General features: G+C 39.1%; 19 protein-coding genes. 10 read left to right on the top strand and 9 right to left on the bottom strand.

Translation table 11 applies throughout. The annotated features are described in order from the left end of the window. Positions 1 to 94 precede the first annotated feature (94 nt). Both KIH23_RS08685 and KIH23_RS08690 read left to right on the top strand, forming a co-directional pair. The gene (locus KIH23_RS08685; RefSeq protein ID WP_213213086.1) at positions 95 to 1,609 is read left to right on the top strand and encodes a GH3 auxin-responsive promoter family protein; all 1,515 of its coding nucleotides are present in this window, start codon (positions 95 to 97) and stop codon (positions 1,607 to 1,609) included. 190 nt (positions 1,610 to 1,799) lie between these two features. Then, complete coding sequence (locus KIH23_RS08690) at positions 1,800 to 4,004, top strand: TonB-dependent receptor domain-containing protein (RefSeq protein WP_213213087.1); 2,205 nt, start codon at positions 1,800 to 1,802, stop codon at positions 4,002 to 4,004. Between the two features lie 57 nt (positions 4,005 to 4,061). Here the strand turns inward: KIH23_RS08690 and clpX are convergent, their stop codons facing one another. The 6 genes from clpX to KIH23_RS08720 all read right to left on the bottom strand — a co-directional run bounded on the left by clpX (position 4,062) and on the right by KIH23_RS08720 (position 9,501). Continuing rightward, on the bottom strand, positions 4,062 to 5,294 hold the full coding sequence (gene clpX, locus KIH23_RS08695; protein ID WP_213213088.1) for an ATP-dependent Clp protease ATP-binding subunit ClpX: 1,233 nt from the start codon (positions 5,292 to 5,294) through the stop codon (positions 4,062 to 4,064). Positions 5,295 to 5,329: 35 nt separating this feature from the next. Further along, positions 5,330 to 6,001, bottom strand: coding sequence for an ATP-dependent Clp endopeptidase proteolytic subunit ClpP (gene clpP / locus KIH23_RS08700; protein ID WP_213213089.1), 672 nt, complete (start codon positions 5,999 to 6,001; stop codon positions 5,330 to 5,332). Between the two features lie 91 nt (positions 6,002 to 6,092). Then, positions 6,093 to 7,418: a trigger factor gene (gene tig / locus KIH23_RS08705; RefSeq protein WP_213213090.1), complete on the bottom strand. Its 1,326-nt coding sequence runs from the start codon at positions 7,416 to 7,418 to the stop codon at positions 6,093 to 6,095. Positions 7,419 to 7,493: 75 nt separating this feature from the next. Further along, on the bottom strand, positions 7,494 to 7,841 hold the full coding sequence (locus KIH23_RS08710; protein ID WP_213213091.1) for a phage holin family protein: 348 nt from the start codon (positions 7,839 to 7,841) through the stop codon (positions 7,494 to 7,496). Positions 7,842 to 7,914: 73 nt separating this feature from the next. Continuing rightward, on the bottom strand, positions 7,915 to 8,676 hold the full coding sequence (locus KIH23_RS08715; protein WP_213213092.1) for an alpha/beta fold hydrolase: 762 nt from the start codon (positions 8,674 to 8,676) through the stop codon (positions 7,915 to 7,917). 111 nt (positions 8,677 to 8,787) lie between these two features. Beyond that, positions 8,788 to 9,501: a pyridoxine 5'-phosphate synthase gene (locus tag KIH23_RS08720; protein WP_213213110.1), complete on the bottom strand. Its 714-nt coding sequence runs from the start codon at positions 9,499 to 9,501 to the stop codon at positions 8,788 to 8,790. Positions 9,502 to 9,602: 101 nt separating this feature from the next. Here KIH23_RS08720 and KIH23_RS08725 point away from each other — a divergent pair, with 101 nt between their 5' ends. The 8 genes from KIH23_RS08725 to murI all read left to right on the top strand — a co-directional run bounded on the left by KIH23_RS08725 (position 9,603) and on the right by murI (position 17,873). Continuing rightward, positions 9,603 to 10,262 carry a CBS domain-containing protein gene (locus KIH23_RS08725; RefSeq protein WP_213213093.1) on the top strand — a complete coding sequence of 220 codons (660 nt, stop codon included), beginning with the start codon at positions 9,603 to 9,605 and terminating at the stop codon, positions 10,260 to 10,262. A 5-nt stretch (positions 10,263 to 10,267) separates the two neighbouring features. Then, entirely contained in the window at positions 10,268 to 11,152 is an 885-nt protein-coding gene (locus tag KIH23_RS08730; RefSeq protein ID WP_213213094.1) for an NAD kinase, read from the top strand. 168 nt (positions 11,153 to 11,320) lie between these two features. Further along, positions 11,321 to 12,004 carry a DUF6089 family protein gene (locus KIH23_RS08735; protein ID WP_213213095.1) on the top strand — a complete coding sequence of 228 codons (684 nt, stop codon included), beginning with the start codon at positions 11,321 to 11,323 and terminating at the stop codon, positions 12,002 to 12,004. Positions 12,005 to 12,006: 2 nt separating this feature from the next. Beyond that, complete coding sequence (locus KIH23_RS08740) at positions 12,007 to 12,747, top strand: isoprenyl transferase (RefSeq protein ID WP_213213096.1); 741 nt, start codon at positions 12,007 to 12,009, stop codon at positions 12,745 to 12,747. Then, positions 12,665 to 15,403 (top strand): outer membrane protein assembly factor BamA, encoded by a 2,739-nt coding sequence (gene bamA / locus KIH23_RS08745; protein ID WP_213213097.1) that lies wholly within the window; start codon positions 12,665 to 12,667, stop codon positions 15,401 to 15,403. The genes KIH23_RS08740 and bamA overlap by 83 nt, the downstream gene beginning before the upstream one ends. A 45-nt stretch (positions 15,404 to 15,448) precedes the next feature. Then, positions 15,449 to 16,501: an OmpH family outer membrane protein gene (locus KIH23_RS08750; protein WP_213213098.1), complete on the top strand. Its 1,053-nt coding sequence runs from the start codon at positions 15,449 to 15,451 to the stop codon at positions 16,499 to 16,501. A 14-nt stretch (positions 16,502 to 16,515) separates the two neighbouring features. Beyond that, positions 16,516 to 17,019 (top strand): OmpH family outer membrane protein, encoded by a 504-nt coding sequence (locus tag KIH23_RS08755; RefSeq protein WP_213213099.1) that lies wholly within the window; start codon positions 16,516 to 16,518, stop codon positions 17,017 to 17,019. Between the two features lie 74 nt (positions 17,020 to 17,093). Then, complete coding sequence (murI, locus tag KIH23_RS08760; protein ID WP_213213100.1) at positions 17,094 to 17,873, top strand: glutamate racemase; 780 nt, start codon at positions 17,094 to 17,096, stop codon at positions 17,871 to 17,873. On the opposite strand, the gene KIH23_RS08765 is transcribed toward murI, so the two are convergent. From KIH23_RS08765 to KIH23_RS13885, 3 genes are read right to left on the bottom strand one after another with little or no spacing between them, the layout of a single operon-like run. Continuing rightward, entirely contained in the window at positions 17,862 to 18,389 is a 528-nt protein-coding gene (locus KIH23_RS08765; protein ID WP_213213101.1) for a gamma carbonic anhydrase family protein, read from the bottom strand. The genes murI and KIH23_RS08765 overlap by 12 nt on opposite strands. Positions 18,390 to 18,425: 36 nt before the next feature. After that, positions 18,426 to 19,415 carry a type IX secretion system membrane protein PorP/SprF gene (locus KIH23_RS08770; protein ID WP_213213102.1) on the bottom strand — a complete coding sequence of 330 codons (990 nt, stop codon included), beginning with the start codon at positions 19,413 to 19,415 and terminating at the stop codon, positions 18,426 to 18,428. Positions 19,416 to 19,422: 7 nt separating this feature from the next. Next, positions 19,423 to 19,569, bottom strand: a complete 147-nt coding sequence (locus KIH23_RS13885; RefSeq protein ID WP_410505135.1) for a T9SS type B sorting domain-containing protein — start codon at positions 19,567 to 19,569, stop codon at positions 19,423 to 19,425. Between the last annotated feature and the right edge of the window lie 5 nt (positions 19,570 to 19,574).

A 19,574-nucleotide genomic window follows, 5' to 3' on the forward strand; every position in this document is an offset into this window, starting at 1 on the left:
TCCTTGTAGAGGTTAGAATTTTAGTTATTTTTTTTGTTATTTTGGAAAGCGTAAAGTTACCGATTTACCACTATAAATCTCAGGAAAAATTGATATGCCAATACCGATTATAAATTCAATCGCTTCGTGGGTGCTCAAACAGCGCATTCACCAAATTGAATTGTTCCTGAAATACCCGCACGAGGTTCAGGAAGAATTGCTGATGAATTTACTCAGATCGGCCGAGAATACTGTAGTGGGTAGGCATTATGACTTTGCGTCGATTCGTTCATATGCCACTTTTAAAGAGCGAATTCCGATTTCAACTTACGAAGATTTAGAGCCATTTATTGAGCAGACACGTCGAGGCGAACAAAATATTCTTTGGAATACGCCCATCAAATGGTTTGCTAAATCGAGCGGAACCACCAATGCCAAGAGCAAATTTATTCCGGTGAGTAATGAGGCGCTCGAGGGTTGTCATTACAAAGGCAGTAAAGATTTGTTGTGTTTGTACTTGAACAACAATGAAAATTCAGGTTTGTTCATTGGTAAGAGTTTGCGTTTGGGCGGAAGTTCGCAGATTTATGAAGACAACAATACATTCTTTGGCGACTTGTCGGCGATTTTGATTGAAAATATGCCTATTTGGGCTGAATTCAGCAGTACGCCCAGCAATAAAATATCACTCATGAGCGAGTGGGAATCAAAACTATCAGCCATCATCAACGAATCAAAAAACGAGAATGTAACTAGTTTTGCGGGTGTTCCTTCGTGGATGCTTGTGTTGCTCAACAAAACTTTAGAAACTACCGGTAAAAATCATTTGCTGGAATTGTGGCCCAATTTAGAAGTGTATTTTCACGGCGGTGTGAGTTTTGACCCATATCGAGAGCAATACAAAAAACTGTTGCCGAGTGGCGATTTCAAATACTACGAAATCTACAATGCTTCAGAAGGGTTCTTTGCGATTCAAGATCAAAATCATTCCAACGAATTGTTGTTGATGCTTGATTACGGCATTTTTTACGAGTTTATTCCGATGGAAACTTTTGGTACAAAAGACGAAAAAGTAGTGCCTTTATCAGCAGTGCAAATAGGCGTAAATTATGCCGTGATGATTACTACTAATGGCGGATTATGGCGCTATTTGGTAGGTGATACCGTTCGATTTACCTCTGTAAATCCTTATAGAGTTCGTGTAACGGGTCGCACCAAGCAACACATCAATGTTTTTGGCGAAGAACTCATGGTAGAGAACGCAGACAAAGCCTTGTCAAAAGCCTGCACGCTAACCCAAACCGAAGTAATCGACTATACGGTGGCTCCTATTTTTATGGATGGAAAATCTAAAGGTGCTCATGAGTGGATTATTGAATTTCGGGAAAACCCTAAAAACGTTGAAGAATTTAGCCGAATTCTCGATTTAGAACTACAAGCCATCAACTCTGATTATGAAGCCAAGCGATACAATAACATGACTTTGAATCCGTTGGTATTGAACTTGGCACGGCCGAATTTGTTTTATGACTGGCTCAAAGACCGCGGAAAATTAGGTGGTCAACACAAAATTCCGCGTTTGTCAAACACACGGGAATATGTTGAGCAGCTCAAAGAACTATCGGTTTAAAAAAAATCAGATGAGAAAAATAGTGTTGTTGGTTTTGATCTTGGTTTATCTAACTTCTTGTGGGCCACACAGAATGCGTTGCGGACCACGTGGCATTTGCCAATCGAAAGAAAAAAACTACAATGTTAGTGTAACATAATTCTTTCAATGAAGTCTATTGAGCATCATCATCAAAATCAAATCGAAACTCATGAGACTTTTTTACTTAGGCCTATTCGCCTTTTTCTGTGTTGAATCATACGCACAAGAAACGCCCAAAAACACCAAGACAAAAGATTCAACGGCTATTGCAAAACCGCAAGAGCTCAGTGAAGTTACCATTTACGGCAACAAGCGACAATACATTAAAGTTGAATCAGACAAAACCACTGTTAATGTTAAAAACAATCCGATGCTCAACAGCGGTTCAAGTTTGGATGCTGTAAAGAAAATACCGGGTGTGATTACTTCGCCTTCAGGTAGCTTGACGCTCAATGCCAAAGGAGTCACTATTTATATTGACGGAATGCCGAGTTCGCTGAGCGGTACTGATTTGCAAAATTATTTGTTGACACTACCGGCCACTGCGATTGAAAAGATTGAACTGATTTATAATCCCGGCGCATCATACGATGCCAATGCCAGCGGGTCAATCATCAATATCATCACCAATTCGCGCAAGATGAAAGGGGTGAATGCGAGTTTTAACATCAACTACAATTTCAACAAATATCAAAAACCCAGCCCGCAGATTTTGCTGAGCGGGAAGGCCAAAAAAGTAAGCTGGCAAACCATGGTGGGTTACAATTATATTGATAGCGAAGTCACCAATAAAAACGACCAAACTTTTACGGACTTCAATCCGGACGAAATGCTCAAGCAGAAAAACTTTGCACAAAGTACCAACCGAAACTTTTATTGGAGAACCGGTGCCAATTATAAACTCAGCGATAAATCAAACCTTTTGGTGAACTACAATGTGAATCTGGCTAACGACCGAGTGACTAATGAAGCAACAACCACTGGAACCGGCATTGACTTTTTAAACAACGGTCTTTCTAAAAACAAAAACAACAACCACGAAATTAGTTTGCAGTATAAAACCAAACTGGACACCCTTGATAGAACCCTAGATATTATTGCTTTTACCAACTTTTTTGACAAAAACCCAATCACCAAATCACACGGTATTAACAACGGAACATCTACATTTTACGGCGGTGATGTCGATTTTAAATTGGCCAATCACTATTTAAAATACGATTTTGCCATTCCGTTTAAAAAGATGGATTTCTCGCTCAATACCGGCGGAAAATTCAATTTTATCAAGGTAACAGACAAAGGAATTTATGCATTGAATTCGGCAACGCCTTCAGTGACCGATTTTGATTATAAAGAAAGTAATTTGGCGTTTTATTTGGAAGCGCGCAAAAAGATAAAAAAGCTGAACCTAACAGCCGGATTGCGATTTGAAGATTATAAGGTAAACAGAACCGCATGGCAAGATGCTGGGCGAACCGATGTTGATTTTAAAAACACCAACTTCTTCCCGAATGCCAGTGCGATGTATGAATTTACCAACGACATCAATTTGACGGCTTCGTATTCGAAAAAAATCCAACAAGCAGATTACAATGTTTTGGATCCGAATAATTTTTCAAACTTTGACCAATACAACACCTCAGGCGGAAATCCATTCTTAGACCCAACCTTTTTTGATAACTATGAAGTGAAATTGTCGGCTTTTCAGTTTGTTCAGTTGAGTGCAAATAGAACTGATGCCAAAGATGTCAACAAATTTATTTTTGAAGCCGACCCGAGCACGCTTGTGAGCAAACAAACCTTTCGTCAGTTTGACAAATTAACGACCAACAGCATCAATTTTTCGTTTCCGATTCCGCTGGATTATTTCTTGAAAGGCAAAGAAGAATTTCAGAAACGCATGAACGATATGGACAAGATGAACTACATTTTTTGCAACATCAGCTACATTGATTTTACGACCAAAGGCTATGATTTTCAGTTCAAGCAAAAGCCTATTATGAGCTATTATGCTCAAGCACAAATTATTTTGCCTTGGAGTATAAAAAGCAGTTTCTCTTATAACTTTACTCCGCCGGGAACCTGGGAAATATACAGCTTGACCAAAAACATCAAGCAATTTGACGTTTCACTCACCCGAGATTTCATGGATAAAAAACTCAAAATTGGCTTGCACTGCTTTGATGTGTTCAACGAAAACGAAATCAATGCTGTGGTGTCATCAACCAATTTACAAACAGTATTTTATCAAAAACCCGATACGAGAACCTTTAGATTCTCGCTTACATACAACTTCGGAAACATGAAACTCCAAAAAGAAAACACCGAGATTCAAACCGAAAAAACAGGACAAGGTGGTGGAATTCTCAAATAAAAACAATAAAAAAACCCGTCTTTTCCGACGGGTTTTTTGTTGCTTTATAGGAAATACTTAAGAAGCAATTTCTAATCGTTTGAGCAGGTTTTTGCCGAGTGAATCTTTGGCGTAATCTTGATCAATGGTAAGGGTTTTCTCATCAGAGCCTGGCAAATCATACATGGCATCGGTCAAAATAGCCTCGCACAATGAACGCAATCCACGCGCGCCCAACTTGTATTCGAGGGCTTTTTCTACGATATAATCAAGAGCTTCATCGGTGATGGTAAACGTGACATCATCCATTGCAAAAAGCTTTTGATATTGTTTGATGAGTGCATTTTTAGGCTCGGTCAAAATAGCGCGTAAAGTTTCTTTATCAAGCGGATCCATGTGTGTCAGCACCGGCAAACGACCAATAATTTCAGGAATCAAACCAAAGTCTTTGATGTCTTTCGGGATGATGTACTGAAGCAAATTGTCTTTGTCAATCGAGTCACTGCTTTTTGAAGTACTGTATCCTACCGCTTGACGATTCAGACGTTTGGAGATGATGCGCTCGACGCCGTCAAAAGCACCACCGGCGATGAACAAAATATCTTTGGTGTTGACCTCAACAAATTTTTGATCCGGATGCTTGCGCCCTCCTTTGGGTGGAACATTGACTACAGTTCCCTCCAGCAATTTGAGCAAAGCTTGTTGCACGCCTTCACCCGATACATCACGCGTTATAGATGGATTATCACTTTTACGGGCAATTTTATCAATTTCGTCAATGAATACAATTCCGCGCTCAGCTTTGGTTAAATCATAATCAGCCGCTTGAAGCAATCGGGTTAAAATACTCTCTACATCTTCACCCACATAACCGGCTTCTGTGAGTACAGTAGCATCAACAATGGCCAGCGGAACATCGAGCATGCGCGCGATGGTTTTAGCCACCAAAGTTTTACCGGTTCCGGTTTGACCCACCATGACGATGTTGCTTTTTTCAATTTCAACCTCATCGGTTTGGGCCGGTTGCATGAGTCGTTTGTAGTGATTGTATACCGCCACAGACATAACCTTTTTGGTTTGGTCTTGACCAATGACGTATTGATCGAGGAACGATCTGATTTCTTTAGGTCTTTTTAGAACCAAATCAGCAGCGCCTTTGACAGGGCCTTGACTTTTGAGTTCTTCGAGTACAATGCCGTGGGCTTGCTCAATACACTTGTCGCAAATATGGGCATTGATACCGGCAATCAGCAGATTGGTTTCGGGTTTCTTACGACCACAAAACGAGCAATCCAAAACTTCTTTTGCCATAGTTTATTTTTTAAGGTTGTAGGTAAAAATTGGGATTATCTTCTGAGTACTTCATCAATCATACCGTACTCTTTGGCTTCATCGGCAATCATCCAATAATCGCGCTCTGAATCTTTGTAGACTTTTTCAAAAGTTTGACCTGAATGATTTGAAATGATTTGGTACAACTCGTCTTTGAGTTTGAGCATTTCTTTGAGGTTGATTTCCATATCGGTGGCTACACCTTGTGCTCCGCCCGATGGCTGGTGAATCATCACGCGTGAATGGGGCAAAGCCGAACGTTTACCGGCTGCACCCGCACACAAAAGTACCGCACCCATAGAGGCAGCCATACCCGTACAAATGGTAGCTACATCAGGGCGAATATATTGCATGGTGTCATAAATTCCGAGACCGGCATAAACGCTTCCGCCCGGTGAATTCAAATAAATTTGAATGTCTTTGGTGGCATCAACGCTTTCTAAAAACAACAATTGCGCTTGTACAATATTGGCAATTTGGTCGTCGATTCCGGTGCCTAAAAAGATGATTCTATCCATCATCAAACGAGAGAAAACATCCAATTGTGAAATGTTGAGTTGACGCTCTTCAATGATGTACGGAGTCATATTGGTAGGATTCATCGCCGCTACCATTTTATCGTAATAGAGGTTATTCACCCCGTGGTGCTTTGTAGCAAATTTTCTAAACTCTTTACCGTAATGCATGTGGTTTTTTGTTGTTGGGTAGTCTTATTAAAAATAGTTAAGCGCCAAAACCGCAGTTTTGACGCCCAAATATAGTGATTATTTTTAAAAATTACTCTCCGTAGCTAGCAGCGATAAACTCCTGATAAGTAACTTCTTTGGTTTTGGCTTTTACTTTTTCTTTGAAAAGGCTGAGCATTTTTTGGCTCATCACCTGCTCAGAAAGTCTTTTTACCTCTTCTTGATTGGACATAACGCGCGCTACGATGTTATCAACATCAGCATCTGACGGATCCATCTGACCAAATTGAGCCATTTGCTTTTTGATGAGCTCTGCTGTGTGTGCTTTTAAATCTTCAAAGGTAATTTGCAAATTGTTTTGACTCATGATTTTACCTTCAATCAATTGGTAACGCAAACCGTTTTCAGATTTAGCGAACTCTTCAGCAGCTTGCTCTGGCGTAAGTGGTTGTTCACCGGCCGTTTGCAACCATTTTTTCAAGAACTCCGAAGGCAAATCAAAAGTGGTGTTTTTAAGCAATGATTCGGTTACATCGTTCAAGAATTTTTGCTCAGACTGTTGTGCAAACTGATTTTCTGCATCTTCTTTGATTTTGACTTTGATGTCATCAACCGATGATACGTTTCCGGCACCGAACAATTTATCAAACAATTCTTGATTGAGTTCAGCCGGCTCTGTATTGGTGATTTCTTCAATTTTAAAATCAACATCAACAGCCAAACCATGCACTAAATCATGACCAACTCTGAGGTAATCCATAAGTTTGTGGTCATCGTCAAACAAACCTTTGGTATTAACGGTCACTACATCACCTACTTTTTTACCTACAAAAGCTTTCCAAGTTTTTTTGTCTTTAAAAATACCCACATTGATTTGTGCCGGAGCATCAATGTTTTTATCCGCATTTAAGAAAGTTCCCGACACATCACTGTCTTGAGCAACAACTTCAGCCGGAGACATTTTTCCGTATTGTTTGCGAATACGCGTTACTTGATCATCTAACAATTGGTTATCGGCCACAATTTTGTAGCTGATTACATTTTTAGCAGCGGCTAAATCAACTTCAAAAGTAGGTGCCAAGCCCAATTCGAATTCAAAAGTGAAATCATCAGCATCCCAATTGAAGTTTTCATTGATTTTTGGCAGCGGATTTCCTAAAATATCCAACTTCTCATCTACCAAATATTGGTTGAGATTTTCTTGCAACAATTTGTTTACTTCATCAAACAAAACTGCTTTTCCGTATTGTTTCTTAACCATTCCGAAAGGCACATTCCCTTTTCTGAACCCGGGAATATTGGCTGTTTTTGAATAGTTTTTTAGAGTTGATTCTACTTGCGCAGCATAATCGTCTTTGGTAATTTGAACCGTTACCACAGCATTGAGCGCATCGAGGTTATTTCTTGTAATATTCATTTTTATACGAACTAAAATTGGGTGGCAAAAGTATATTTTTTTTACCATCCATACAAGTTTAAAAGCTGAATATTATCAGGTTTGTTGATTCCCTGTTACTCTATAAACAATTGATTGTGAAACCGCGAGTATAATGCTGAACAAAACAGCTGTCCAAAAACTGCTGACATGGAAGCCGCCTACAATTTTGGTGCACAGCAAAATAATGATGGCATTAATCACCAACAGGAATAATCCAAACGTAAAAAGGGTTACCGGAAGTGTAAACAAAATCAAGAGCGGCTTGACAAAAACATTGAGCAAACCCAGCACCAACGCTACAATGAGTGAAGTGGTAAAACTAGCGACGGATACACCAGGCATAAAATGCGCAATGAGCATAACCAAAAGCGCGGTAATGATGATGCGGATAAGTTGGTTCATGAATATTTGGAATTGGAATTTCAAAAATAATAAAAAGACTTTGTTCTAAATAAACTTCAATGGCAATATCACATCACAAAAAATCTCTGGTGATTTCAAAAAACAACTTCGGATTTTCGGCATGAAGCCAATGCCCGACGTTGGGAATCGTCTGAAAAACTGCTTTCGGAAAATGATGCAAAATTCCGGAATGATCTTCTAGTAAAATGTATTTTGAATTTCCGCCATTGATAAACAAAGTCGGGCCGTCAAAATGAGCTTCAGCGCTCAAGGCGGTGCCGACTTTTTCAATTTGTTGGTTAAAAACCGGCAAGTTGAATCGAAATGCCAATTGCTCGGGCGTTTGCCAATACAAACTCTTCATCAAAAACTGGCGAGTTCCCGTATCGGGAATATATTGTGCCACGGTTTGGTCAACTTCTGTACGCGATGGTTTTTTAGAAAAATCAACCGCATTGAGCCCTGCCAAAATATCTTGATGATGCGGTGGGTAATACTTTGGGCCAATATCAGCAACGATGAGTTTTTGCACCAATTCAGTATGTTCGGTTGCCAATTGCATGGCTACTTTTCCGCCCATAGAATGCCCAATGATGCTGATGTTTTGCAGCTGATGCACCGAGCAATAATCTAAAACATCTTGCGCCATGACTGGATAGTTGAATTCATCAGAATGAAAACTGCGCCCATGGTTGCGCAAATCGAGCATATGCACTTCAAAACCCAGCGCGGCATATTGCGTGCCGAGGGTTTTCCAGTTGTCAGACATACCGAGAAATCCGTGGATGATGATGAGCGGTGGGCCAGAGCCTTCTATTTTGGAATATAAAGTCATTTGTGTTTGTTGGGGTTTTCTTGAAAACGAATACCCGCGTGAGGGATTAAGGCGGCATCCTCGCAGCGCAGCAAGAGATATAGCCGAAAGCCCGACCCGCAGGGGCACGCCCTATTTTAATTTGTTCAAATACATATTGACCACGTTGTCAAGCCCCAAATAGAGCGCCTCTGAAATGAGCGCGTGACCAATTGAAACCTCGAGCAAGCCCGGAATATTTTGTTTGAAAAAGGCGATGTTGTCCAGGCTCAAATCGTGGCCGGCGTTGATGCCCAAACCGAGCTCGTTGGCACGAATGGCCGAGGCTACGTAGGGTTCAATGGCGGCGTGGTTGCCCAAACTGTATTGGTGTGCAAAGGCTTCGGTGTAGAGTTCGATGCGATCGGTTCCGGTTTGTGCGGCGCCGTCAATCATGGCCGGAATCGGATCGACAAAAATGGATGTGCGAATGCCGTTGCGTTTGAACTCGGCAATGACTTCTTGCAAATATTGCTGATGTTTGACCGTGTCCCAACCGGCGTTTGACGTGATCGCGCCAATGGCATCAGGCACCAAAGTAACTTGCGTGGGCTGACATTCGAGCACCAGATCAATGAAATTGTGCTGCGGATTGCCCTCAATATTGAACTCAGTGTAGACCACCGATTTTAAATCACGCGCATCTTGGTAGCGAATGTGGCGCTCATCAGGCCGTGGGTGAATGGTGATGCCTTGGGCTCCGAAATTTTGAATATCGTGTGCTACTTGGAGCAAATCGGGTACGTTTCCGCCGCGAGCATTGCGCAAAGTAGCTATTTTATTGATGTTGACACTGAGTTTGGTCATCATAATGTAGGTGTTTTTTTGAGAGACAAAAATACAAAGTAATTGTAGGTGGTCTGCGATAATTTTGATTATTTTGCGTGTGGTTATTAGCCTTAATTTTTATGACTGAAATTAGAGAATTCATCAACAACGACTTTAAAGCGTTACGCAGCAATCAATCGGTTTCTGCGGCGCAGGATTTTTTTATTGAGTATGATTTTTCGCATTTTCCGGTGACTGAAAATGGCGTCTATATGGGGAGTTTATCTTCAGAAGATGCCGATACCTTTGAGGTTGATAAAACCATCGCAGATTACCGTTATACTCTGGAGCCTTTTTTTGTGCGCGACACCACCTCATGGCTGGATGTACTGGAGGTTTTTGCCAACAACCACACCAACGTGGTTCCGGTTTTGAATGCTGAGAATCGTTATGTTGGTTATTACGAATTTGAAGACATCATCAAATTTTTTCACGACACGCCGTTTTTAAAAGAACAAGGAGGCATCATTGTGGTTGAAAAACCAGTTCTGGACTATTCGATGAGCCAAGTAGCACAGATAGTTGAGAGCAACAATGGCAGAATTCTCGGGCTTTTCATATCAGACGCAACGGTTGATACGGTGCAAATTACCGTGAAGATTTCTTTGGGCGCGATGAATGATATTATTCAGACGTTTCGCCGATATAACTATGAAATTGTTTCTGAGCACAACGAAGACAACTACATCAACAACTTGCGCGAGCGATCAGATTATCTCGACAAATACCTCAATATTTAGGCTGTATGAAAATTGCCATCTACGGACAATACTATCAAAACAGTACCGAACCGATTATTCGGGATATTTTTGTGTTTTTCAACCAAAATCAGGTTGAGCTGGTCATTGAAGCTGAATTTCTGCAGTTGTTGTATGACAAAGAAATCGTAAAGAAACCCTATAAAACTTTTAGTACCCACCATGAACTTGATGCATCATTTGATATGTTGCTCAGCATTGGCGGTGACGGAACCATTTTGCGCGCCACAACTTGGGTGCGTGATTCGGGTATTCCGATTTTGGGCGTCAATGCCGGAAGACTGGGATTTTTAGCCACAGTTCCCAAAGATGATATCGAAAGTTTTTTACAATTAGTCATTGAAAAAAAATACAGTATTTCACAGCGCAGTTTGCTTTCGTTGGAGTGTTTTCCGGAAAATCCGGACATTAAACAACTCAACTTTGCCATGAACGAAATCACCGTGAGCCGTAAAGACACTACTTCGATGATTACCATTGACACGAGCCTTGATAACGAACATCTAAATTCATACTGGGCCGACGGGTTGATTATTGCTACACCCACCGGCTCAACGGGATATTCTTTGAGTTGTGGAGGCCCGATCCTTACGCCTGATGTGCGCAGCTTTGTCATCACACCAATTGCACCGCACAATTTAAATGCACGACCACTGGTGATTCCGGATGACCGTGAAATCAGACTCAAGGTTTCTGGCCGTGAAGAATATTATTTGGTTTCATTAGATTCAAGAATTACCTCAATCAAAAACGATTCTGAATTGGTTATCAAAAAGACTCCGTTTAAAATCAATATGGTTGAAATTTCAGAAGAAACCTTCTTTAAAACTCTGCGTGGCAAACTTCTTTGGGGTGAAGATAAAAGAAATTAACCTCTTTTCTTTTTCTGCCTATACTATATTCTCACTTATTGGCGTTTGGTTGCTACATTTTTGAGGATATTGTCTGTTGTAAAAAGGCTAATTTATTTTAACATTATTAGTCATTTGATGCCTTGAAAGTGCTCATAATTATTATATTTGCACGCTATTTTCAGTTGGATGAAACGTTTTTGGGTTTACATTTTTTGCATTTGCTTAGCTACGGGCGCTCAGGCACAAATACACGAGATTGGTGTATTTATGGGTGGAAGTAATTTTATAGGTGATGTTGGCGCAACTGATTATATCAAACCCAAAGAACCAGCCTACGGGATTATGTACCGTTGGAACAAAAGCCCAAGGCATTCTTGGCGTTTTTCATACATCCAATCAAATTTGGCGGCAGATGATGCAGATTCTGAAATTGAGGCTCGACAAGAAAGAAACTATCATTTCAACAATTTAGTTCGTGAATTTTCGGCCGGCTTGGAGTTTGATTTTTTTAATTTCGATATGCATGATTCAAAGCCTCAGGCTACTCCGTATGTTCATACCGGATTGAGTTATATAATGTATGACGGATTATACTTTGACAATGGCAAAGACAAAAGTTATGGCAGCAGAAGTAGTTTTGCGATTCCGATGACCGTTGGGTTTAAAGGACGTATTTTTGACATTTTTGTCCTTGGATTTGAAGTAGGCGCTCGCGCAACATTCAGAGACGATATTGACGGAAGCAACCCTTCTGGAACAAAATATAAGGCCGCTAAATTCGGCAATTTGACAAGTAAAGATTGGTATACATTTACCGGATTTACCTTAACCTATACCTTTGGCGACAGACCTTGTTTTTGCGCCCAATAATAATGAGTTTAATTGAACAGATAAATAGCGAAAAACTACCTAAGCATATTGCCATCATCATGGACGGCAATGGTCGTTGGGCCAAACAAAAAGGTATGCTTCGCGCTTTTGGACACGAAAACGGTGCTAAGTCAGTTCGAACAACCGTTGAAACCTGTGCCCGATTGGGTGTTGGCCATCTTACCCTGTATGCCTTTTCAACAGAGAATTGGAATCGACCAAAATTGGAAGTAGAAATGTTGATGAAGTTGTTGATTAACTCCTTAAAAAATGAAGTTAAAACACTTTCAAAAAACAACATTCGACTCAATGCCATCGGCAATTTAGACCGTCTTCCAAAATCAGCCAAAAAAGAATTACTCGAGGTAATCGAAGCCACAAAAAACAATGACAGAATGGTGCTTACCTTGGCTTTGAGTTATGGCTCACAAGAAGAAATCATCAGCGCAGTCAAAGCTATTGCGGTTAAAGTTAAAAATAATATAATTTCAACAGACGCTATTGATGAATCGATTATTAATCAGCATCTTTACACGCAAAATTTACCCAACGTTGACCTACTGATCAGAACCAGCGGCGAACAGCGTATCAGTAACTTTTTGTTGTGGCAAATCGCCTATGCAGAATTGTATTTCACGCCAGTTTTATGGCCTGATTTCAATGATGAAGATTTGTACGCGGCCATTGTTAGTTATCAAAATAGAGAACGAAGGTTCGGAAAAACAAGTGATCAAATTAAATAGCTTTTTAGTGTTACTCAGAAATATAAAATCTTTTTTTGTTCTAATATTTTTTGCAATTGCTCCTGCTCTTTTGGCTCAAGAGAACCCATCTTTTGACCAAGGCACAAAATATATTTTAGGTGACGTAAACGTAACCGGAAAAATTAGTTATAACGAACAAACCGTGGTCACTTTTGCCGGATTACAAAAAGGGCAAGAAATAACCGTTCCGGGTGAAGAAATCAGCAATGCCATCAAAAAACTTGGAAAGCTTGGATTATTCAGCGAAATTGACTTTTACGTAAATAGGATTTCTGGCGACAGCATTTTTTTAGAACTCAACATCAATGAACTTCCGAAACTGAGTGAAGTAAAATTTGCCGGAATCAAAAAGAAAAAAACCGAACAGCTCATTAAAGATAATGGCTTAACCAAAGGTAAAGTGGTGAATGAAAACTTGATTACCACTACCCGAAATTACATTGAAAACAAATACAAAAAAGACGGTTATTACAACACCAAAGTAACCATTCGCACCATTCCGGACACCACCAGCGGCAACGAGGTAAAAATGCTGGTGAATATTTTTAAAGGAAACAAAATTAAAGTCAAGAGCATTGATTTTGAAGGAAACGAAAAGTTTAGTGACAGCAAATTGCGCAGCGCAATGAAAAACACCAAACAAATCAATCCGATTCGCTTTTTTAAAGCCTCAAAATACATTAAGGATAAGTACAAAGAAGACCTGACCAAAATTATTGATAAATATAAAGAAAAAGGTTATCGAGATGCCCGCATTATATCAGATACGGTAGCTTTTACAGAAGACAAAAAACGTTTGGCTATCAAGGTAAATCTTGAAGAAGGCCAGAAATATTACTTCGGAAACATTAAGTTTCTGGGAAACACCGTTTATCCCGACAATACACTCAGACAGCTTTTGGGCATTAAAAAAGGTGATGTCTACAACGGTGTTCTTCTTGAAAAACGCATCTCAGACAAGTCAAAACCTGACGGCGAAGACATCAGCAACCTTTATCAGAACAATGGTTATTTATTCTCAAACATTAATGCTGTAGAGGTCAAAACGGCTAACGACACCATTGATTTTGAAATTAGAATTGTGGAAGGGCCACTGGCTTACTTCAACAAAATTACAGTAGTAGGCAATGACAAAACCAATGATAAAGTAATTTATCGCGAGCTCCGCACCAAACCCGGACAAAAATACAGCAAAGAAGAGTTGGTGAGAACCATTCGCGAAATAGGTCAATTGGGCTTTTTTGATCCGGAATCTATTGAGCCTGTTTTTAAAAACGTAGATGCCGGAGCCGGCACCGTTGATATTGAATACAAATTGGTTGAAAAGGGTTCAAGTCAAATTGAGCTTCAAGGCGGCTATGGCGGTGGCGGTTTTATTGGAACTTTGGGATTGTCGTTCAACAATTTCTCAATTAAAAATATTTTCAAAAAAGAAGCTTATCACCCACTACCAATGGGCGATGGTCAAAAGCTTGCGCTGAGATTACAAGGTAGTTCTTATTTCCAAACCTATAGCTTATCATTTAGTGAACCTTGGTTTGGCGGAAAAAAACCAATCAACTTTAGTGGTTCATTTGCTTATAGTAAGCAATTTGCCAACACTATTTCAGGTGTTGACAGAAGCCGATATTTTAACATTACTGCGGTAACTGTTGGTATTGCTAAAAGATTATCGGTGCCTGACGACTTCTTTGTGTTATCACAAGGATTGAGCTATCAGTATTACGACTTGAACAACTACAACATTGGTTTGTTTACCTTCGGAAATGGCTCGTCTAGAAACCTAGCCTATACTATTGGTTTGAGCCGAAACAACAAAGGTGTCAATCCGATTTTCCCGATGTATGGTTCAGAATTTAGTGTTTCAGGTAAATTCACTTTGCCGTATTCGTTATTTAACGGAGTAGATTATGGAAACTTAGAAAACCTACCGGAATACAAACTAACCTATTCAGCTAGCTCAGGAGTATCAACTGTTGAAAATGAAAACAATCAATTCCCTACAGAAGGCGACTATATTGTTCAAACCAGCACTGGCGCATACAAAAAGGTAGACGATTATAAAGACGCAAGCACGAATATTGGAAAAGTTGATCAAGAAAAATTTAAATGGCTTGAGTATTATAAAATAAAATTTAAAGCCGATTGGTATACGCGCTTGTACAACAAATTAGTTTTACGCTCTCTGAGTGAATTTGGATATTTAGGCGCATACAACAATAATAGAGGTTTGGTTCCGTTTGAACGATTCTTCGTGGGTGGTGACGGATTAGCCAATTTTGCACAAGACGGTCGTGAGGTAATTCAATTGCGCGGTTATCCGAACAATTCATTATCAAGCACCAACGGAGGGCCAATATATAATAAGTTTACTTTAGAATTGCGCTATCCTTTGACTTTAAAATCTGCGGCATCAATTTATATGTTAACCTTTTTAGAAGCGGGTAATGCCTACACCAATTTTAAAAACTATAATCCATTTAATGTCAAAAGATCTGCCGGGGCCGGTTTGAGAATTTTTATGCCCGCATTTGGTTTACTCGGAATTGATTTTGGTTACGGATTTGACCCATTGGATGGATCAACCACACCAAATGGATTGGAAACACATTTTATAATTGGTCAGCAATTTTAAAATAAATATATTTGGCAAGTTATTAAGTATCGAAACATAACGTGTATGAGAAATAACCTTCGAATATTACTGGTCATTACATTGTTTTCTGCTATGGCTCATGCACAGTCAAGAGGCATAAAAATTGGCTATATTGACATGGAGTATATCCTTCAAAATGTTCCTGATTATACTGAAGCCAAAAACCAGTTAGAACAAAAAGCGCAAAAATGGAAGCAAGAAATTGAAACCAAAAAAAATGAAATTGCTGCTTTAAAAGAAGTTTTGGCTACTGAACGAGCTTTACTGACCAAAGAATTATTAGAAGAACGTGAAGAAGAAATTGCTTTTCAAGAAAAAGAACTCATTGACTATCAAGAAAAGCGCTTTGGCCCTAAAGGTGATCTAACCATTCAAAGAGCTGTATTGGCACAGCCTGTGCAAGATCAAGTTTTCAATGCAGCACAAGATATAGCCGAAGCCAAAAAATACGATTTCATCTTAGACAAAACCTCGGATTTGACCATTTTATTTGCAGCCAAACGATACGACATTAGTGATCAAGTTTTACGCGTGATAAACAGATCAAATAAAAGAAATCAGTTGACTAAAAAGCAGCTCAAAGAAGAAGAGGCCAAGGAAGCTAAAGAAAACATGGAAGATGAGAATCCGGCTTTAGCTGATAGAAGAAAAAAACTTGAAGAGAAAAAAGCACAAAGAGACAAACTGATTGCCGATAAAAAAGCTGCTCTTGAACAAAAGAAACTTGAGCAACAAACTGCAAAAGAAGCCAGGAAAAACGGAACTGCTGCAAAGACTTCAGCCAAAACTTCTGAAACTCCTGAAAAAGCAACTGACAGCACAAAAACTCCCGAAAAGAAACCTCTAATAAAAGAGCGTGAAGCCAAATCGACTGATAGTACAGCAGTCGCTAAGAAACAAAAATCGGCCGAAGAAAGAGCTCAAATATTGGCTGACCGAAAGAAAGCTTTAGAAGAAAAAAAACAAAAAGCATTAGAAGCGCGTGAAGCTGCCAAAAAAGCCCGTGATGAGAAAAAAGATTCTAAAGAAAAAACAGAAAATCCAGTAAAAACAGAAAACCCAGATAAAACAAATTAATTAATACATTTAAAATGAAGAAACAGTTCAGAAATTTAGCAATCGTCGCTTTTGTTTTTGTTTTAGGAAGCTTTAAAGCATTAGCCCAAGCAAAAATTGCCCATGTGGATGTAAGTGAATTAATGGCAAAAATGCCAGCAATGTTAGATGCTCAAAAACAATTAGAAAAACTTAGCGGAACCTACGATGCTGAATACAAAACCATGGTAGAAGAATACCAAGGTAAAATTAAAAAGTATGATCAAGAAGCCGCTACAGTAACTGATGCTGTCAATGAAACTAGAACCAAAGAAGTTCAAGACATGCAAAAGAGAATTGTTGATTACCGTGATAACGCACAAAAAGAATTACAACAAAAAGAAGCTGATATTGTAAAACCTATCATGGAAAAAGTAAAAGCTTCAATTCAAAAAGTTGGTAAAGCTAAAGGTTATCAATACATATTAAACTCTGAAGGTTTACTACTTACTGATGGTCCAAACATCACTGCTGATGTTAAAAAAGATTTAGGCTTCTAGTAGAATCTAATAAAATAACTGACTACTCCATTTATCAATATATAGATGGAGTAGTTTTTTTTTACCTTTGATTCATGTTTAATTCAAAACCCATTGGCCTTTTTGATTCTGGTATTGGCGGCACATCAATTTGGTCAGCCATTCACGATTTGATGCCCAATGAAGACACTATCTATTTAGCCGATAGTAAAAATGCGCCTTATGGATTGAAGTCAAAAGATGAGATTATTGCCCTAAGCATCAAAAATACCGAATTTCTTCTCCGTCAAAACGCTAAGATAATTGTTGTAGCCTGCAATACGGCAACCACTAATGCCATCAAAGAACTTAGAGCAAAATATGATGTTCCGTTCATCGGAATAGAGCCAGCCATTAAACCAGCTGCCTTACACTCAAAAACACAAAAAATTGGCATTCTTGCCACCAAAGGAACCTTGAGTAGTGAACTATTTAATAAAACCGTTGAGCTCTATCACGACACTAACATTATCGAACAAATTGGTTATGGATTGGTTGAACTCATTGAAGGCGGAAAACTTCATTCTGCTGAAATGACACAATTACTTCAATCTTATGTTGACCCCATGATTGAACAAGGAATTGATTATTTGGTTTTGGGTTGCAGTCATTATCCATATTTGATTCCACAGCTTAAAAAAATTCTACCTTCACACATCCAAATCATTGATTCTGGGGAAGCAGTAGCCAAACAAACGTTACATGTTTTAAAAGAAAAAGCCGGCTTAAATAATCCTGAGCATAAAGGAAAAACTGAATTTTATTCAAACCTCAATCCGGAAATATTGAGTGATATTTTGAAAAACAAACACTCAGTTGCATACTTAGATTTCTGATTTTGGTTCTTTAAACCAACCGGAATACATGATATAGTTATTCGAGATTCTTTCAATTTCACCGGCAAAATCAGAAGCATCAATATCCTTAACCCATTTAGCAGGAACACCGGCAAAAATAACTCCTGAAGGGATATGTGTATTTTGTGTGACTACAGATCCGGCTGCAACAATAGAATTACTTTCAACCACACAATTATCCATAACTATTGCACCCATTCCGACAAGTACATTGTCATGAATCGTACAACCGTGTACAATTGCATTGTGGCCAATTGATACGTTACTACCAATTATGGTTGGATGCTTTTGATATGTACAGTGAATCACCGCGCCGTCTTGAATATTAACTTTATCGCCAATTTGAATTTTATTTACATCGCCGCGAACCACAGCATTAAACCAAACACTACATTGCTTGCCCATTTGAACTTGACCAACAATAGTAGCGTTATCTGCAATAAAACAATCTTCAGGAATGGTAGGCTGATGCCCATTTACTTCTTTAATAATCATGTAAAAAAAATCCCGACTTGAAATCGGGATAATATTTTATGGGTTAATAGCCGGACAGTTACAGTGGTATTTTTCTGGCTGACAGAATAGATTCATACCCAGGGTAATTTGGTGAAAACCACCGTTGTCAAACCGCACAGCTCCAGTAACTACTGAATAAGTGTAGGCCAACATAAAGTTTTGATAATTAAAACCGATGATTGGCGTGATGTATTGGAGTTTCTGTGTTTTGGTGGTTCCGCTCTGAACATAATCAGCACCGTCTAAACTTCTTCGATAAGATAATCCACCCCAAATTCTGCCCATGTCTAATTGCTTATATGCTTTTAGATTGATATCAAAGGTTTTCTCTTTGGTTTCGTTTACTGACTGAAACATTACAGATGGTTCCCAAAGTATTCCATCTTCATTACCAAACACATATCCTGCATTGATAATAAATTTACGAATGTCATCTGACTCGTATTCTGAGTATATTTTTCTTCTGGTTTCAATCGCATTCTTTACCGTTGCATGAATATAAAACTCTAAATAGTTATATGACATACCAAAGTCAACGTTGAAATAAGAATATTTCTGAACAATATTGCCAACATAAGGATCAAACTCACGAAACTCACTCTCATCTAATGAACTTTGCGTAAGTCCGGCACTCATACCAAATGACAATTGATTCAAATCAACCATATCTCGCGAAAACATAATATGGTGTGCATAAGTAGCTTTGATTCCTTTTTGTGAGTGGAAACCGTTTTTGTCGTTATAAACAATAACTCCGGCACCGGATTGTTCACCGATTTTTCCGTTAAAACTTAATGTTTGCAATGCAGGCGCATCTTTTTGTCCGAACCATTGTTGACGAGCAGTTACTCTAAGTTTAGCACAATTGGCGGCACCGGCCATTGAAGGATGCAATAAATAATAGTTGTCTGATAAGTAATCTGAATATACAGCTATTCCCTCTTGTGAGAAAGTTACCTGCGAAGCCAATACTGCAATGAACAACAATAATTTCTTAATACTCATTTTGTTTTTATCGTTTAAGTGAAAAATGGGACTTAAATTTTCTATCTACACCGTTTTCTTTATAAGATACCTCAAACCAGTAATCGGTGGCCGGAACCGGTGTTCCATCTATGGTTCCATCCCAGCCCTCGCCTGACGGCATAATTTCTTTCACCAATT

It is taken from the genome of Flavobacterium sp. CYK-55 (genome assembly GCF_018413465.1).
Lineage (GTDB): Bacteria > Bacteroidota > Bacteroidia > Flavobacteriales > Flavobacteriaceae > Flavobacterium.

Excerpts from the sequence above, each read along its gene's own strand:
- bamA (WP_213213097.1), top strand. The coding sequence starts at position 12,665 with ATGATGAAGATTTGTACGCGGCCATTGTTAGTTATCAAAATAGAGAAC.
- KIH23_RS08730 (WP_213213094.1), top strand. The coding sequence starts at position 10,268 with ATGAAAATTGCCATCTACGGACAATACTATCAAAACAGTACCGAACCG.
- clpX (WP_213213088.1), bottom strand. The coding sequence starts at position 5,294 with ATGGCAAAAGAAGTTTTGGATTGCTCGTTTTGTGGTCGTAAGAAACCC.
- KIH23_RS08685 (WP_213213086.1), top strand. The coding sequence starts at position 95 with ATGCCAATACCGATTATAAATTCAATCGCTTCGTGGGTGCTCAAACAG.
- KIH23_RS08770 (WP_213213102.1), bottom strand. The coding sequence starts at position 19,415 with ATGAGTATTAAGAAATTATTGTTGTTCATTGCAGTATTGGCTTCGCAG.
- clpP (WP_213213089.1), bottom strand. The coding sequence starts at position 6,001 with ATGCATTACGGTAAAGAGTTTAGAAAATTTGCTACAAAGCACCACGGG.
- KIH23_RS08765 (WP_213213101.1), bottom strand. The coding sequence starts at position 18,389 with ATGATTATTAAAGAAGTAAATGGGCATCAGCCTACCATTCCTGAAGAT.
- tig (WP_213213090.1), bottom strand. The coding sequence starts at position 7,418 with ATGAATATTACAAGAAATAACCTCGATGCGCTCAATGCTGTGGTAACG.
- KIH23_RS08720 (WP_213213110.1), bottom strand. The coding sequence starts at position 9,501 with ATGACCAAACTCAGTGTCAACATCAATAAAATAGCTACTTTGCGCAAT.
- KIH23_RS08710 (WP_213213091.1), bottom strand. The coding sequence starts at position 7,841 with ATGAACCAACTTATCCGCATCATCATTACCGCGCTTTTGGTTATGCTC.
- KIH23_RS08750 (WP_213213098.1), top strand. The coding sequence starts at position 15,449 with ATGAGAAATAACCTTCGAATATTACTGGTCATTACATTGTTTTCTGCT.
- KIH23_RS08715 (WP_213213092.1), bottom strand. The coding sequence starts at position 8,676 with ATGACTTTATATTCCAAAATAGAAGGCTCTGGCCCACCGCTCATCATC.
- KIH23_RS08690 (WP_213213087.1), top strand. The coding sequence starts at position 1,800 with ATGAGACTTTTTTACTTAGGCCTATTCGCCTTTTTCTGTGTTGAATCA.
- murI (WP_213213100.1), top strand. The coding sequence starts at position 17,094 with ATGTTTAATTCAAAACCCATTGGCCTTTTTGATTCTGGTATTGGCGGC.
- KIH23_RS08725 (WP_213213093.1), top strand. The coding sequence starts at position 9,603 with ATGACTGAAATTAGAGAATTCATCAACAACGACTTTAAAGCGTTACGC.
- KIH23_RS08735 (WP_213213095.1), top strand. The coding sequence starts at position 11,321 with ATGAAACGTTTTTGGGTTTACATTTTTTGCATTTGCTTAGCTACGGGC.
- KIH23_RS08755 (WP_213213099.1), top strand. The coding sequence starts at position 16,516 with ATGAAGAAACAGTTCAGAAATTTAGCAATCGTCGCTTTTGTTTTTGTT.
- KIH23_RS08740 (WP_213213096.1), top strand. The coding sequence starts at position 12,007 with ATGAGTTTAATTGAACAGATAAATAGCGAAAAACTACCTAAGCATATT.